This window comes from Sellimonas catena (genome assembly GCF_027924685.1).
GTDB lineage: Bacteria > Bacillota > Clostridia > Lachnospirales > Lachnospiraceae > Sellimonas > Sellimonas catena.
In genome coordinates this window covers 78,337-93,593 of the sequence record NZ_BSBO01000011.1, presented here as the reverse complement: position 1 = coordinate 93,593, position 15,257 = coordinate 78,337, and the positions used below count along the sequence as shown (strand labels likewise).

Sequence of the window (15,257 nt, the reverse complement as noted above, 5' to 3'; positions counted from 1 at the left end):
TTACGTGTTTTATTTTGCAACTAACATCATAAAGAAAAACTGTATGATTGGGAAGTAGGGATTTTCTCTGCTTCCCTTTTTATTTAGGAAAAATTCCTATTTTTGCCAATAATAATTATACACTAACGCCTGCGCTCACTCTTCTTTTTCAATTCCCAGATACGGAAGCACATCATCGAAAATCTCCCTCACGACCGGAGCTGCGATCGTTCCGCCATAATAGATTCCCTGGGGATCATAAATGACACACATTCCCAGAACCTGCGGATCCTCGGCAGGAGCAAAACCGATAAAGGAAGAGATGTATTTATTGGCACTTCTTGGAAGCGTCTGAGATGTCGCTGTTTTCCCTCCGATGCTGTATCCTTCGATATAGGCATTTTTCCCGGAGCCTTCTGACACGACACTTTCCAGAATTTTCTGCATGGTCTTCGATGTTTTTTCCGAAACAATCCGTTTTCCCTGCTTATCGGAAAATGTCTTGATCGTCCTCCCTCTCTCACCGTCCTGTACCGATACCGCAAAGTGCGGTGTCACACGTTTTCCCCCGTTAATGAGCGAACTGACTGTCGCTGCCATCTGAACCGGCGTTACCTGGAACGACTGGCCAAAAGTCATGGTGGCAAGTTCCACCTCCCCGATATCTTCCAGCCGGTGCATGATTGTTCCTGCCTCTCCCGGGAGATCCACCCCGGTTTTTTCCATCAGGCCGAACTGCTCGAAATAATCGCAGAACCGCTCCGCTCCCAGTCTGAGCCCGATCTCCATAAAAACCGGATTACAGGAATTCTGCACTCCTTCCACGAATGTCTCCGCCCCGTGTCCTCCTACTTTGTGGCACCGGATTCTCCGATCCTCTACAATCTTATATCCAGGGCACACAAATGTATCATCCAGATCGACTACCCCTTCTTCCAGGCAGGCGCTGGAGGTGATGATCTTAAAGGTGGATCCCGGTTCATAGGTATCATTGATACACCCGTTTCTCCACATCTGATTCAGAAGTTCCTGCTTTTCTTCCTCCGAGGAGGCAGATACGCCTTCCGGCAGTTCAAACGGCTCATTCAGATTAAATTCCGGCCAGTTGACCATCGCATAGATCTCCCCGTTTTGCGGGTTCATCAGGATGATGGCCACTTTATCCGCCTGTTTTTCCTCCATCACCTTCTGTGCCATCTGCTGTGCGTATTTCTGGATATTATAATCGATGCTGATCTGAAGCGTATTTCCCGCTGACGGTTCAATCCGGTCTTCCGCTATACCTTCCAGTTCCACTCCTCTGGCATCTGTTGTCGAGAGAATTTTCCCGTTTTCTCCTTTCAGATAGTCTTCATATTTTACTTCCAGCCCGATGATTCCCTGGTTGTCTCCTCCGGTAAATCCAAGCACCTTGCTCGCCAGTTCTTCATATGGATAATACCGTTTAAAGTCTTCATCCACTTTGACCCCCGCCAGGTTCATCTCCCGGATCTTGTCTCCGGTCTCCTTTTCCACATTGGTCTTAATCCGTTCCATGGAGGATACCTTCTCCACCTTTTTCCGCACCTCGCTTTCCTCCAGTTCCAGAGTGCTGCTCAGCGCCCTGATTACTGCCTCGGGGTCTTCAATCTGACTGTGTATCACGGAAACCGTGCAGACAGTCTTGTTGGTAGCCAGCACCTTGCCGTTTCTGTCTACAATTTCCCCTCTTGCCGCTTTGATCTCCCGTTCTCTCTCATGAAGATCTTCCGCCTTTTTCTGATAATATTCCGCGTCCAAAATCATCAGATAGCAGAGCCTCCCGATCAGTCCAAGAATCATGACAGTGGCGGCAAGAAAGACAATCAGTATCTTCTTTTTATTATAGGTTTTGTTTTTCATCAAAAAACCTCACAGAAGTGATTGATATAACTTATTAATCCTTCTGTGAGGTTATTCTTTTTATTCTGTTTTTGTGATATTCAGATATGGAAATGCTTCTTCCATAATATCTGCTGCAAGGCCCGTTGCGAGATAACTTGCTGCCTGCTGCGCAAGATTCGGTTCGTCCACAATTACGTAGATCATGACCTCCGGATTTTCCTGCGGCGCATAGCCGATAAAGGAGTTCAGATTCTTTCCTTCACTTCTTGGCAGTTTTTCCGCTGTTCCCGTCTTTCCACCAATTGCATATCCTTCTACCTGGGCCGATGTTCCGCTTCCTTCCTGCACAACTCCATACATGTAGTCTTTCAGAATATCACAGGTCTCCTGAGAAACCGTTTTTCTCGCCAGTACCGGTGTTTTTGTCTCCACTACATCTCCGTTGGCATTGCGGATCTCTTTGACAAGATACGGCTCATAATAGTTCCCGCCATTGATCAGTGAACAAAATCCGGCCGCAAGCTGTGTCATTGTCACATTAAAGTTCTGACCAAACGAGTTGGTTCCAAGGTCAATCGGCTGCATGTTGTCAGCCGAATAAAGAAGATTTGATGTATCTCCCTCTCCCGGAAGATCAATTCCGGTATATTCTCCAAACCCGAACAGATGCTGGTACCGGCAGAAATCGTCCGCACCAAGCACTTCAGCAATCTGCATCATACCAACATTGCATGAATTTTCCAAAACCTGCTTTAATGTTTCTGTCCCATGTCCGTTTGTTGCAATACAGGAAACCGGATTTGCCACTCCCTCATAGGAATAAGAACCGGTACAGACATACGTTTCATTTCCTGTCAGTTTTCCCGTCTCAAATCCTGCCGCCATTGTAAATGGTTTCATTGTAGATCCCGGCTCAAACGTGTCACTGACACAGAAGTTTCTCCAGAGCGCATTCAGAGTATCCAGACGTTCCTCATCCGTCATTGCCTCCTGCTCCTCCGTGGTATAGTACTCTGACAGATCCCTTGGATTATTCAGATCAAAATTCGGGTAACTCGCCTCAGCCAGAATGGCTCCCGTATTCGGATCCATGACGATGACGGCTGTATTTTTTGTCCCTTCTCCTTCATGGTCATTGTCCCGCAGACGCTCGTTCAATGCGAGAATATGTTTTTCGACGATCGCCTGGAGATTGGCGTCAATTGTTGTAACAATCGAATTGCCGTCCGTCGGGCTCTGTATTACACTTTCCGAACTTGATCCGGATGACAGATATCCGGTCCTCTTTCCGTCCGTTCCGTTTAATTCGCTGTTATAATATGCCTCCAGCCCGATCGTCCCAACATTTCCGGATGAGGTAAATCCGATCACATCGCTTGCCAGCGTTCCATAAGGATAAGTTCTTACATACGAATCTTCCAGTGTCACACACACAATATCGGCATTCTGATCCATCTGGCTCTGAAAGTCTCTTCCTGTCTCATAATCCACATTGGATTTCAGTATGACATATCTGCTGTCCGCCTGATCCTGCAGAATCTCCCGGAGCTCCGGCTCATCCAGTCCAAATGCACTTACAAGTGCCTCCACTGTAGCATTGATCCGTTTGTTCTGATATGTCGTTTTTGTTTCCAGAAGCCCTGCCACATCCAGAATCACATTGTAGGAGCGTTCACTTGTCGCAAGCGCCGTACCATTCGTATCCAGAATATCACCCCGTTTAAACGGGATCGTCTGACTTCCGCTTCGCATCTGGCTCATCACCTGTTTTTGGTATTCGTCTCCTTTTGTGAGATTTAAAGCCGCTGCCCTGCCTGTCAAAAAAACAAAAGCCAGTACGATTGCCGTAAACACTCCTACCAGCTTTATCTTCATTTTCTTTGGAAATTTTTTTGGAAAATGTCGGAATTCATTTCTTTTTTTTCTTTTTATCATGTAATTCCCCTTGTCAATATGCTGTTATTTATCCGATGCTTCCCCATCCTCCGGAATACTTTCATACTGTCTGATTTCATGAGTGCCTGCACTCTGATATTTCACGATCTGAGACGAATCCGCGTAGACCATTCCAAGTTCTTCAGCCCTTTCCCGGATTTCCTCCAGATTGACAGAGTTGGCAATATAGTTGTATTCCGATGTATTTTTTTCTTTCAGGCTGGTGATTTCCGTGCGAAGGCTTTCAATCTTTCTTGTCTGCTTATCCAGATCCGCCCGGACTCCCACATAATGGAAACAGACAAATAATGCCGCTGCCACTGCCCCGGCCAGAAATGTCACATATCCAAAGCCGAGTTTCATCGCTCTGCGCTGATTTTTCCTTGTCTGAGGACTCACCTGCTTTTCTTCTTCGTAACCATCTGTATTCTGCTCCGCCTGTGTCTGTCTGACCCGGACAAGATTATCATACATATAGATGTCATTTCCCTGTTTTCTTTTCTTTCCTGCTGCCATACACGTTCCTTCTTTCTGTGTCTGGTATTTCCGTATTCCATCTCGTATCAGACATGTTCAAAAATACGGAGCTTTGCACTTTTTGATCTGCTGTTTTCCTCGGTTTCTGTTTCCCCCGGAAGGATCGGCTTTCTGGTGATGACCTTTCCTTTTGACTTCTTCCCGCATACACATACCGGAAAATGACTTGGACATGTACACGGATTTTCATTCCGTCGGAATGCTTCCTTTACAATCCGGTCTTCCAGTGAGTGGAAAGTGATAATACAGATCCTTCCTCCTGAATTTAATAAATCAATCATCTCATCCAAAGATTCCTTCAAAACTGTCAGTTCCTGATTCAGCTCAATCCGGATCGCCTGAAACGTCCTCTTGGCCGGATGTCCTGACATCTTCTGAAACTTCATTGGAATCGATGCTTTTATAATCTCTGTAAGCTCGCCAGTGGTTGTAATAGGACCTTTTTCCCTCGCCTGAACAATATGCTTTGCAATATTCTTCGCAAATTTGTCTTCTCCATAGTCCCGGATAATCCGAAAAAGGTCCATCTCACTGTATCCATTGACAATATCGGCAGCCGTCTTTGTCTGCCTCGTATCCATCCGCATATCGAGCGGTGCATCTTTTGTGTATGAGAATCCACGCTCTGCCGTATCCAGCTGGTAGGACGATACGCCCAGATCGAGGACAATCCCATCCACCTTGTCAATGCCTAATTCCCGGAGCCGCAGCTTCATATCACAATAATTGCTCCTTACTATTGTAACCTTCTCCCCGAAACTGCGAAGCCTGATCCCTGCCGCTTCAATCGCGGCGGCATCCTGGTCTATTCCGATAAAACTCCCCTTGTCGTTTAACCGCTTACACACTTCAAAAGCATGTCCGCCTCCACCAAGCGTTCCATCTACGTAAATGCCGTCTGGCTTGATGTTCAGACCATTTACGACCTCTTCCAACAATACTGATTTGTGTTCAAATGCCATGGCGTTCTCCTCCATCATATGATCTTAAATACTAAGGCCCAGATCTTCCATGTCACTTGCGATATCATCGATATCCGCTTCCACTTCTTCACTATGTGCATCCCAGGCTTTCTTGTCCCAGATTTCAATCTTGTCAAGGACACCTGCCAGAACTACTTCCTTTTCCAGTCCGGCATATGCTCTCAGGGCAGAAGAGATAAGTACTCGACCTTGTTTGTCAAGTTCACCATCGACAGCGCTTCCAAGAAAGAAACGTTTGAAGTCTCTGGCTTTTTTGTTTGTAAGTGGTAATTCCCGGAGTTTTTCCTCAAAGGCACTCCATTCGTCGTCCGGATACACAAATAAACAGCCGTCCATTCCCTTTGTTATCACGAAATGTTCTCCCAGACTTTCGCGAAACTTGGAAGGGATGATCAGGCGGCCTTTTGCATCAATACTATGATTGAATTCTCCGTTCAACATACAATCACCTTCTTCCAAAATGGGGATGGCCTCCACCATTTTGTACCACTTCTCTCCACTTTCTACCACTTGAAACCATTGTAAACCACACACCCTGCTTTTTCAAGTGTTTTTTCCAAAATGATTCTTAATAATTTCTTACAGGTTTTCACGTCTGTTAAGAGTCCTGCGGGCTTTTCCCGGAACAAAATAAAAGACAGTATGGATGAAACCATACTGCCTTTTCGCCTTTCATTACATAGGCTCTTATTCCGTTTCTTCTGTGCCGCTCAGGCCATTAAGATATTCCTCAAACGCGGAATAATCAGCTGTCACACTTGCTCTCGGTCTGCTCTCTTCAATCTTCTGATATCCGGAAAATCCGATCCAGACAACAATCAGTACAATAATCACTGCCGCCAGAGCCGTCTTCAGACGGAACAGAAGCTTTTTCTTTTTCTCTTCCTTTTTTCTTTTTTCCCTGTTATTTTTATAAGAATCTGCTTTTGTCAGGCTCATATCTGTTACTCCTTTTGCACTCAACTGGTATACATGATAACACATTCACCATGCAAATACAAGTTTTGAATCCTGATTTCACATTTCTTACACAATCTCCGTCTGCATTATACGGCAATGATCACACCGCCATCATTGGCATACATACTGCTGACTCCTCTTGTATCGAGCACAATGACCTCTTTAAGCGGAATCCTCTTCTGGAGCATTTCCTTTACAAGCTCTGCCCGTGCCGGACAGTTGCAATGCGCAATACCGAGAATCTTTTCCTCCGGTTGGACAATCTCCTCCACCACGCGGTCCACCATTTTAACAAGTGCTTTGTTAATGCCTCTGGCCTGCCCATGCTGGATAATGATGCCCTGCTTTGTCGCCCCCATAACAGGCTTGATATTCAGCACCGATGCCGCCAGCGCTTTCAATCCGGTGAGTCTTCCGTTTTTTCTGAGGGTTTCCAGTGACTCCAGAACAAAATACGTATTCTGTCCGTCGATGTATGTCTCTACCGCATCGATAACCTCCTGAAAGGTCATCCCCTGCTCTTCACATTCCATAATCTTTTTTGCTATCAGCGTCTCTCCTACCGATGCAGACCGTGAGTTAAATACATAGATGTCTTTTTCGCCATACTCTTCCAGGAACAGGTTCTTTCCCAGCACAGCACTGTTGTAAGAGCCGCTCAGCTCTGCGGAAAGTGTCACCACATAAACCCGTTCGGCTTCTCCCTGAAATGCTTTCATATAGGACTCCGGAGATGGACAGGATGACTTTGGACATTCACTGCATTTTGCTACCCGCTCCAGAAAATCCGCCTGATCAAATGTCTCATCATCTACGACAAGATGTCCTCCGACATTCAATATCAGCGGAGCTGTAAAAATCTTTCCCGAATTTTTCATCTCAGGTGTCAGTTCTCCGCAGCTGTCTACAATCACTTTATAACTCATTTTTATTCCTCCCACATTCCATGGTGTGATTTTTGCATCTATAATATGTAGTTTTCAATACTACTTTATTCATCATAACACAAACCCGTGGGAAAGAAAAGATATTTTATCTGCGTATTTTAATTTTTCCCGATACATTCAGGACAATCCCCATTTCAATCATCAAAAACAACGCCGAAGTTCCTCCGTAACTGATAAACGGAAGCGTGATGCCGGTCGTTGGAATCACATTCAGAACAACAGCGACATTCAGAATAACCTGAATCGCGATGTGCGCGAACACCCCAGTCACAATAAGAGATCCGTAAAGATCCGGCGCATTCTGTGCAATAAACATCAGCCGGTAAAGAAGCATGCCAAACAATACCAGAACGACAATCAGGCCGAAGACTCCCAGTTCCTCGCAGATGATGGAAAGAATCATATCATTCTGCGGCTCCGGAATGACCATTTTCTGGGCGCTGTTTCCAAGACCTTTTCCAAAAAAGCCTCCGCTTCCGATTGCCAGAAGTCCCTGCATCGTCTGAAATGCTCCGCTCTGGGCATACTTTTCAGGATCTACCCAGGAAAGGATTCTCTGAAGCCGGAAATTGCCGCTGGACTCCAGAAGTCTTCCAAGGATCTGGCCTGCAATCAGCCCCCCGATTACAATTACAAAAAAAGCAATCGCAATTTTCTTCGTCCTTGGATACGTTACAAAAAAGATGACTGCTGCAATTCCAAATACGATAACCGCAGTACTCAGATTCTCCGTCAGGACGAATACACCTGCTGCGGCAAGTCCTCCATACAGAAAAATCCAGAACGCCCCTTTTTTCGTATAAGCCTCTTTTCCAAGAGAGCATATGATATAAGGGATAAACAAAATCACGGCGATTTTGGTCACCTCGGACGGCTGCAGCTGCTGCCTGAAAGGAAGCTGAATCCATCTTCTCGCCCCGTTTGCCTCAATTCCCAGCGGTGTCTGAACAAGCGCCATCAAAATAAAGGAAATCACATAAAGAGCCTTGGCGTATCTCGCATAAAGATGATAGTCAATCTTTGTCACCACGTACATCACGACAAGTCCCAGAGCGCTGATCATCAGCTGTCTTCTGAAATAGTACGTACCGTCCCCGTCATAGTCAATCTGTGCCGAATAATAGCTTGTACTATAAAGCATAATCAGTCCAAAACAAAGAAGAAAGATCAGCACAGCTACGAGCCCGTAATCAAAATAGGAATATTCTACTTTACCTGTCATTTTCTTCTGGCGTATCATTCGTTTTCTTTTTAGTCTTTGACGTTGATCCATATCCATTCACTCCATATTTTTCATTTATACTGCCCCGATGATTTCTTATTATATCCGTATTGACGCGGAAAAACAACCTTCTCCCGGAAATGAATTGTAACTTTCACTTTGTTTTCCCATATGATAATCTTAGAAAAAAGATTGAAAGGAGTTTCAGAATGCAAAATTATTATCAGCGCCCTCCGTTCCGCCAGCCTTATAAGAATCAGGATCACACGGGAAAGAGCATCTGCGGCGCGAAAGAAAATCTGAAAAAAGAGTTTCCTGTTGCAATGGCTTATGTCCCGTGGCAGCGCTATATGGAACCTTACCCGGTTTGCAGGGCCTTTATACGGGGGACTATTTTCGAGGAGCTCGACAAACCGTTTCTTGGCAAAGGAGGCTGCTGTTCATGAAAAACTTTCCTTCACGAAAAGAGCTTTTAAACCATATTAACACTGTCAGCTTTGCTGTAAATGACATTCAGCTGTATCTCGACACACATCCGGATGACGAAGAAGCACTCGCCTTTTTTCACAAATATAAAGAGCAGCGTATCAAGGCGCTGGAAGAATATGCAGCATGTTATGGTCCTCTCACCATTGACAGTACGGACGAATCATGCGGGGACCGCTGGAACTGGATCAACGAACCATGGCCATGGCAGGAAGGAGGATGCTGATTTATGTGGAATTATGAAAAACGTCTTCAGTTTCCGGTAAAAATTTCAAAACCGGATCCAAAAGCGGCCCAGATTATCATCAGTCAGTTCGGAGGCCCTGACGGAGAGCTTGCAGCATCCATGCGCTACCTCTCTCAACGGTATACCATGCCTTACAAAGAGGTTACCGGAATTCTGACCGATATCGGGACCGAAGAATCCGCTCCGATTTCTTATTTCTTTTTTGTCTTTCTTTGTCTTTTTCCGTCTAAAAATGTCGTATTTATATTTCCCGGCTTTTCTATATTATAATAGAACATTATGGTGTTGTCTCAGATGTAAGAGAAAGGAGAATCATGGAAAATCTTTCGCAGCTGATTCACAGGCTGGGTATCAATGCCACTTACCGCGGGTATCACTACCTCTACAGAGCAGTCATTCTTGCCCTGTCCAATGAAGAGTATCTTCTTTCCATCACAAAAAAGCTGTATCTTGATATCGCTTCTTATTATCATACTCCGGTAAGTAATGTAGAACGAAACCTCCGTACAGTAATCACGATTTGCTGGGAACGTGGAAACAGAGAGTTTTTAAGTCAGATTGCATCCTATCCTCTTGGCTTTAAACCTTCTGCCGGAGAATTCATTGATATCCTTGTCGCTTATTGCCAGGAACATAACATCAGACATTGATCCGGTTACATATTGTTCATGCTTTTTTCAAATCAGAAACATATTTTTTTCATATTCTTCCTGTATATTAAAACACATAGAAAGCAAAACCTTTCTAAGTAAACAATTTTCTTTTTCATAATTCAGCCGGTACATTTTGTACCGGCACTCCTCATTTTTGGACCTCTTTTTCATATCTTCTCTTTTTTATTCATAAATTTCTACAAAACAGTTAACAGGATGATTTTTTTGTCTTATTGCATGTATCTTAGAAAATCCCGAAAAGATCTGGAAATGGAGCGTCTTCACCCGGGAAGCACACTTCTCCGGCATGAATCCGTTCTGAGATCCCTTGCCGACTCCATGTCTCTCCCCGTCCTGAAAATCTACCGGGAAGTCGGATCCGGAGATACGATCTCCGGCCGTCCCGTAATGAAACAGCTGCTTTCCGAGGTAGAACAGGGAAAGTGGGAAGGTGTCCTGGTTATGGAAATTGAACGTCTGGCAAGAGGCGACTCTATCGATCAGGGGATCGTAACACGGACTTTTCAGTACAGCGGCACGCGGATTATAACCCCGTACAAAATCTACGAACCGGAAAATGATTTTGATCTGGAGTATTTTGAATTCAGTCTCTTCATGTCCCGCAGAGAGTATAAAACAATCAACCGGCGGATGCAGGCCGGAAGGCTCGCCAGTATCAAAGAGGGAAAATACGTCGGGAATATTGCCCCGTACGGATATGACCGTATTCGTCTTCCCGACCGGAAAGGTTTTACACTCTGCCCGAATCACGAATCTCCTGCTGTCCGTCTGATTTTTTCTCTTTACGGCGAAAAATCCTTCACTATTTCCGAAGTTGTCGGTGAACTGAACCGTTCCCGCACTTACCATCCCCGGAAAGCCCCTGTATTTACCTATTCCTCCGTTCACGATATACTGGATAATCCTGTCTATATCGGGAAACTTCGCTGGAATTACCGGAAGACTTCGCCAAAACTGAAGGATGGAATTCTTACTGCACACCGGCCAAGGCAGAACGACTATCTCATTGTCCAGGGTCTTCATCCCGCCCTGATCTCCGAAGACCTGTTTTTTACTGTTCAAAAGCGTCTTCATCCTTATTCGGAGCAGAAGAACTCGCCCATATGGAAATGATCTGTGCCATTGTCCATCAGCTGACAAGAAACCTGTCCCCGGAAGAAATTGAGCGTTCCGGATTTGCCACATATTATGTGGACCATACACTGGCTCTCTGGCCTCAGGCCGCAAGCGGAATGCCATGGACCGCCACTGTATTCCAGTCCAAAGGGGATCCGATCACAGATCTTCACGAAAACCTTGCAGCAGAGCAAAAAGCCCGTACAACTTATGATAACATTCTCCGTCTGATCGATGATCCGGATATCATCGCCCCGATCCGTTTCTTAAGAGAACGCGAAATTGTTCATTATCAACGTTTCGGCGAATCACTCCGCATTGTAACCGACCATCTCGACAGTAAAAACTTCTATGCGTTCAACCCGGAATTTGACAATCCGGCCTGCCGATCCTGACCGGGGGCATGATGCCGGAAGCATTTTTCTCTCAAAAAAACGGGAGTGTGTTGTTTACACACTCCCGTCTCCATACCAGCCGGAGGCACCTTGTTATTTCATCAGCTTTTTAATCGTCTCACACAGTTCGTCTACACATTCTACATTCCCTTCCTGGATATCCTTCACCACACAGGAATGAATATGTTCAGAAAGGAGTGTTTTATTAAATCCATTCAACGCTGCCTGAATGGCCTGAACCTGAACAAGAATATCAATACAGTACCGGTCCTCTTCCAGCATCTTTTTAACTCCACGCACCTGTCCCTCTATTCGGCTCAGGCGGTTGACCAGATCCCGGTATTCTTTTCCTTCCCTGTGTTTTTTCTTCTCTTCTTCCATCCTGTTTCCTCCGCTTCTTTTCATTCGGCCTGCTTTTTTCTCCGGATCAGTCCTGCAATTATACCCTGACCCGGTATATAATCATACTACATTGCAGATGACCGTTTGTCAAGTAGCTCTCCTTTATTTCGGACGCGAAAAAACGCCGGCATTACTCTGGCGGCGTCTCTTCCTTTTAGCTTAACTGTTCTGTCAACGTGACATCCACTTCTTTTTCGTTGTATTCTCCCTGACCTGCCGGGAACTGTACCGTCAATGTCACGGTCTCGCCAATTCTGTAGTAACTCAGCTGTTCCTGAAGGCTTTCCATATTGTTGATACCGGATCCTTCTATACCGGTGATAATACAGCCTTTGGTAATTCCTGCTTTTTCTGCTCCTCCATTTTCCATTACTCTGGAAACATAAACACCTTCCGGCATTCCAAACTGTTCCGAACTCTGAGAATCTACATTTGTACCTTCGATGCCGATATATCCTCTCTGAGCTTCCGGAACCTGCGTTCTCGTCTCTTTATTCATCAGACCGGTAATGATATCTGTCACATCGGAAATTGGAATCGCATATCCCATACCTTCTACAGCTGAGGCATTTACTTTCACCGTATTGATTCCAATTACTTCTCCCCGGATATTAAGAAGCGCACCTCCACTGTTTCCCGGATTGATCGCGGCATTTGTCTGGATCAGTTTGCTGTCAAATCCCTCCATCTCGATCTCTCTGTCCTTGGCACTGACAATTCCGTTTGTCACGGACTGTCCATATCCAAGCGCATTTCCGATTGCAATGACTTCTTCTCCAACCTGAAGTTCATCAGAGTTTCCCAGTACGGCAACTTTAATACCATTCTTTGTTTCATCGCCGATCTGACGGATCGGAACAGCTACCACCGCCAGATCTTTTGTGGAGTCTGTCCCTTTGACACTTGCCTCCACACTTGTTTCATCATTGAACGTGACTGTCAGTGTTGTACTTCCCTCCACTACATGATTATTTGTAACAATCATCAGTTCCGAATTATTTTGACCGACAATAATACCGGAGCCGACACTTGTCTGTGTTTGTTCTCTTGTTCCTCCGAAGAAATCCTGTACCTGCTGTACACTCATATTCTGAATGGAAACAACAAACGGCATGGAATTGGCTGCGATCTGTGTAATATCAGATCCCTGCAGCTCTTCCCCCGAATCCTCCTGTGTCTGTACTGTCTGTACCTGTGCCGAATTCTGTGAACTTCCGTTTCCGGTTCCAAGTATTCTTCCCGATATATAATTTACACCCTGAAAAGTAAGACCTCCGACAACCCCAAACAGGACAGCAAGGCCCGCAACTTTCCCTACAACAGCCTTATTTACTTTCTTCTTCGGTCTTTTCGGGTTCTCGTTCGAAAACGATCCGTTCCCGGACGGTTCCGGCCCCGGATTGTAATATTCATACTCTTGATTCATAACATTTATCCCCTTTCCAACAGGTTACCCATTACTTTTTCTTTCCGATAGTCAGTCTATCGAAAAAATGTGTATAATTTGTGATCAATTCATAAAAAAAGGCTGAATTCCCATTTTGCGGAAATTCAGCCTTTTCTCTATTCGACTGTTACAGATTTTGCAAGATTTCTCGGCTTATCCACATCACAGCCCCGTCCGACTGCCACATAATAGCCAAACAGCTGCAGTGGAATGATGGCAAGAGAATTTGTAAAATACTTGTTGGTCTTCGGAATATAGACCACATAATCTGCCGCTTTTTCCACATCGCTATGCCCCTCATTGGTAACCGCCATGACAAAAGCTCCTCTTGTCTTGACTTCTTCGATGTTGCTGATCATCTTCTTGTACAGATTTTCCTGCGTCAAAAGCGCTGTGACAAGTGTTCCGTCTTCAATCAGCGAGATCGTTCCATGTTTCAGCTCGCCGGCTGCATATGCTTCGGAATGAATGTACGATACTTCTTTCAGCTTTAATGACCCTTCCATGGAAATCGCGTAGTCAATGCCTCTGCCTATGAAGAAAATACTTTTTGCCGCCAGATAACGGTTGGCAAATTTCTGAATCCTGTCTTTGTTGTTCAAAAGCATCTCAACCTGAGCCGGAAGCTTCTTCAGATCCTCAATCATCTCCGCAAGTTCGCCTTCCGAAATCGTTCCTCTTACATGCGCAAACTTCATTGCCAGAAGATAAAGCGCAATCAGCTGGCAGGAGTAAGCTTTCGTTGTTGCAACTGCAATCTCAGGTCCCGCCCATGTATACATTACGTTGTCAGCCTCCCGGGCAATGGAACTTCCTACCACATTTACAATTCCAAGTACCTTGCAGCCTTTTTCTTTTGCCTCTCTCAGTGCGGCCAGAGAATCGGCCGTCTCTCCGGACTGGCTGATTACAATAACAAGTGTCCCATCTGTCAGAATTGGATCGCGGTACCGGAACTCGGACGCCAGATCTACTTCTACCGGAATTCTTGCCATTCCTTCAAAAATGTATTTGCTTGTCATTCCCGTATGGTACGCGGATCCACATGCCACAATCACAATTTTCTTTACTGCGCGGATTGCCTCATCATCCATTCCAAGCTCTTCGATTTCGATCCTGCCATCTTTGATCCTCGGAGAAAAGGTGTCAGCGATCGCTTTCGGCTGTTCGTACATCTCCTTCAGCATGAAATGTTCGTATCCGCCTTTTTCCGCCGCGTTCGCATCCCAGTCAATATGGACCGGCTCTTTTTTCAATGGTTCTTCATCTACCGTGAAAAACTCCATATTTTGTTCGGTAAGCCTTACAATTTCCTCATTTTCAATGAAATAAACATCTCTTGTATATTTTAATACTGCCGGCACATCAGAAGCAATAATACTTCCTCCGTCCGTATGTCCGACAATCAGCGGACTGTCCTTGCGGACCGCATATAACTCATTCGGATGATCTTTAAAGATAATTCCAAGGGCATAGGAACCTTCCATCCGGTGCATAATCTTTGTCACTGCTTCCAGCGGATTTCCTCTATAGTAATAATCCAGAAGATGTGCAATGACCTCGGTATCTGTCTCTGATACAAACCGGTATCCTTTACTTTCAAGTTTCTTTTTCAGCTTCAGGTAATTCTCAATAATTCCGTTATGTACAACTACAATTGTCTCTTCACTGTTCAAATGCGGATGTGCATTTGTATCGGACGGTGACCCGTGTGTCGCCCAGCGTGTATGTCCGATCCCCAGTGTACCCGGAAGCATCCTGCCATCATGTGTCAGTTCACTCAGTACCTTAAGTCTTCCTTTCGTCTTTGCAACATTGATAGATTCTCCATCAAAAACTGCAATTCCTGCAGAATCATATCCTCTGTATTCCAGCTTTGACAGTCCGTCCAGCAGAATCGGTGCAGCCTCTTCTTTTCCAATATATCCAACTATTCCACACATATTTCTCCTCCATTTTGCACAATCAACCGTTTTTTTTATACTTTTGTATCACGTGCACTATTTTATCATCTTCCGGAATAGATGTAAAGCATTATTTTGTTCCTTCCACGTCCGAAAATTA

The 15,257-nt window shown here is 45.1% G+C and carries 15 protein-coding genes and 2 pseudogenes; 6 read left to right on the top strand and 11 right to left on the bottom strand.

The window, feature by feature from the left end:
* Positions 1 to 135: 135 nt before the first annotated feature.
* The 8 genes from Selli1_RS06870 to Selli1_RS06835 all read right to left on the bottom strand — a co-directional run bounded on the left by Selli1_RS06870 (position 136) and on the right by Selli1_RS06835 (position 8,477).
* Positions 136 to 1,860: a peptidoglycan D,D-transpeptidase FtsI family protein gene (locus Selli1_RS06870; protein ID WP_138372396.1), complete on the bottom strand. Its 1,725-nt coding sequence runs from the start codon at positions 1,858 to 1,860 to the stop codon at positions 136 to 138.
* A gap of 60 nt (positions 1,861 to 1,920) precedes the next feature.
* Entirely contained in the window at positions 1,921 to 3,777 is a 1,857-nt protein-coding gene (locus Selli1_RS06865) for a peptidoglycan D,D-transpeptidase FtsI family protein (RefSeq protein ID WP_087252555.1), read from the bottom strand.
* A gap of 24 nt (positions 3,778 to 3,801) precedes the next feature.
* The gene (locus tag Selli1_RS06860; RefSeq protein ID WP_087168331.1) at positions 3,802 to 4,293 is read right to left on the bottom strand and encodes a LapA family protein; all 492 of its coding nucleotides are present in this window, start codon (positions 4,291 to 4,293) and stop codon (positions 3,802 to 3,804) included.
* Between the two features lie 47 nt (positions 4,294 to 4,340).
* The gene (rsmH, locus tag Selli1_RS06855) at positions 4,341 to 5,276 is read right to left on the bottom strand and encodes a 16S rRNA (cytosine(1402)-N(4))-methyltransferase RsmH (protein WP_087252554.1); all 936 of its coding nucleotides are present in this window, start codon (positions 5,274 to 5,276) and stop codon (positions 4,341 to 4,343) included.
* 24 nt (positions 5,277 to 5,300) lie between these two features.
* Complete coding sequence (gene mraZ / locus Selli1_RS06850; protein WP_087168376.1) at positions 5,301 to 5,738, bottom strand: division/cell wall cluster transcriptional repressor MraZ; 438 nt, start codon at positions 5,736 to 5,738, stop codon at positions 5,301 to 5,303.
* A 246-nt stretch (positions 5,739 to 5,984) separates the two neighbouring features.
* A complete protein-coding gene (locus tag Selli1_RS06845) occupies positions 5,985 to 6,236 on the bottom strand; it encodes a hypothetical protein (protein ID WP_087168333.1) in 252 nt (83 codons plus the stop codon).
* Between the two features lie 107 nt (positions 6,237 to 6,343).
* Entirely contained in the window at positions 6,344 to 7,183 is an 840-nt protein-coding gene (locus Selli1_RS06840) for a DegV family protein (protein WP_087168334.1), read from the bottom strand.
* A gap of 106 nt (positions 7,184 to 7,289) precedes the next feature.
* Positions 7,290 to 8,477: an FtsW/RodA/SpoVE family cell cycle protein gene (locus tag Selli1_RS06835; RefSeq protein WP_087168335.1), complete on the bottom strand. Its 1,188-nt coding sequence runs from the start codon at positions 8,475 to 8,477 to the stop codon at positions 7,290 to 7,292.
* Positions 8,478 to 8,635: 158 nt separating this feature from the next.
* Here Selli1_RS06835 and Selli1_RS06830 point away from each other — a divergent pair, with 158 nt between their 5' ends.
* The 6 genes and pseudogenes from Selli1_RS06830 to Selli1_RS06805 all read left to right on the top strand — a co-directional run.
* Positions 8,636 to 8,872 (top strand): spore coat associated protein CotJA, encoded by a 237-nt coding sequence (locus tag Selli1_RS06830; RefSeq protein WP_087168336.1) that lies wholly within the window; start codon positions 8,636 to 8,638, stop codon positions 8,870 to 8,872.
* A complete protein-coding gene (locus tag Selli1_RS06825) occupies positions 8,869 to 9,138 on the top strand; it encodes a spore coat protein CotJB (RefSeq protein ID WP_087252550.1) in 270 nt (89 codons plus the stop codon). Before Selli1_RS06830 ends, Selli1_RS06825 begins: the two co-directional genes overlap by 4 nt.
* A gap of 3 nt (positions 9,139 to 9,141) precedes the next feature.
* Positions 9,142 to 9,342, top strand: a pseudogene (locus Selli1_RS06820) (manganese catalase family protein); the annotation flags it as partial.
* Between the two features lie 131 nt (positions 9,343 to 9,473).
* Positions 9,474 to 9,809: a sporulation initiation factor Spo0A C-terminal domain-containing protein gene (locus Selli1_RS06815; protein ID WP_087168339.1), complete on the top strand. Its 336-nt coding sequence runs from the start codon at positions 9,474 to 9,476 to the stop codon at positions 9,807 to 9,809.
* A gap of 219 nt (positions 9,810 to 10,028) precedes the next feature.
* A complete protein-coding gene (locus tag Selli1_RS06810; RefSeq protein WP_334304924.1) occupies positions 10,029 to 10,946 on the top strand; it encodes a recombinase family protein in 918 nt (305 codons plus the stop codon).
* A pseudogene (locus tag Selli1_RS06805) lies at positions 10,916 to 11,344 on the top strand (manganese catalase family protein); the annotation flags it as partial. The gene Selli1_RS06810 and the pseudogene Selli1_RS06805, both read left to right, overlap by 31 nt.
* A 93-nt stretch (positions 11,345 to 11,437) precedes the next feature.
* Here the strand turns inward: Selli1_RS06805 and Selli1_RS06800 are convergent.
* The 3 genes from Selli1_RS06800 to glmS form a co-directional block, all read right to left on the bottom strand.
* Positions 11,438 to 11,725, bottom strand: a complete 288-nt coding sequence (locus Selli1_RS06800) for a metal-sensing transcriptional repressor (RefSeq protein WP_087168377.1) — start codon at positions 11,723 to 11,725, stop codon at positions 11,438 to 11,440.
* A gap of 175 nt (positions 11,726 to 11,900) precedes the next feature.
* Entirely contained in the window at positions 11,901 to 13,172 is a 1,272-nt protein-coding gene (locus tag Selli1_RS06795; protein WP_087252547.1) for a S1C family serine protease, read from the bottom strand.
* Positions 13,173 to 13,309: 137 nt separating this feature from the next.
* Positions 13,310 to 15,136: a glutamine--fructose-6-phosphate transaminase (isomerizing) gene (gene glmS, locus Selli1_RS06790; RefSeq protein ID WP_191434179.1), complete on the bottom strand. Its 1,827-nt coding sequence runs from the start codon at positions 15,134 to 15,136 to the stop codon at positions 13,310 to 13,312.
* Positions 15,137 to 15,257: the final 121 nt, after the last annotated feature.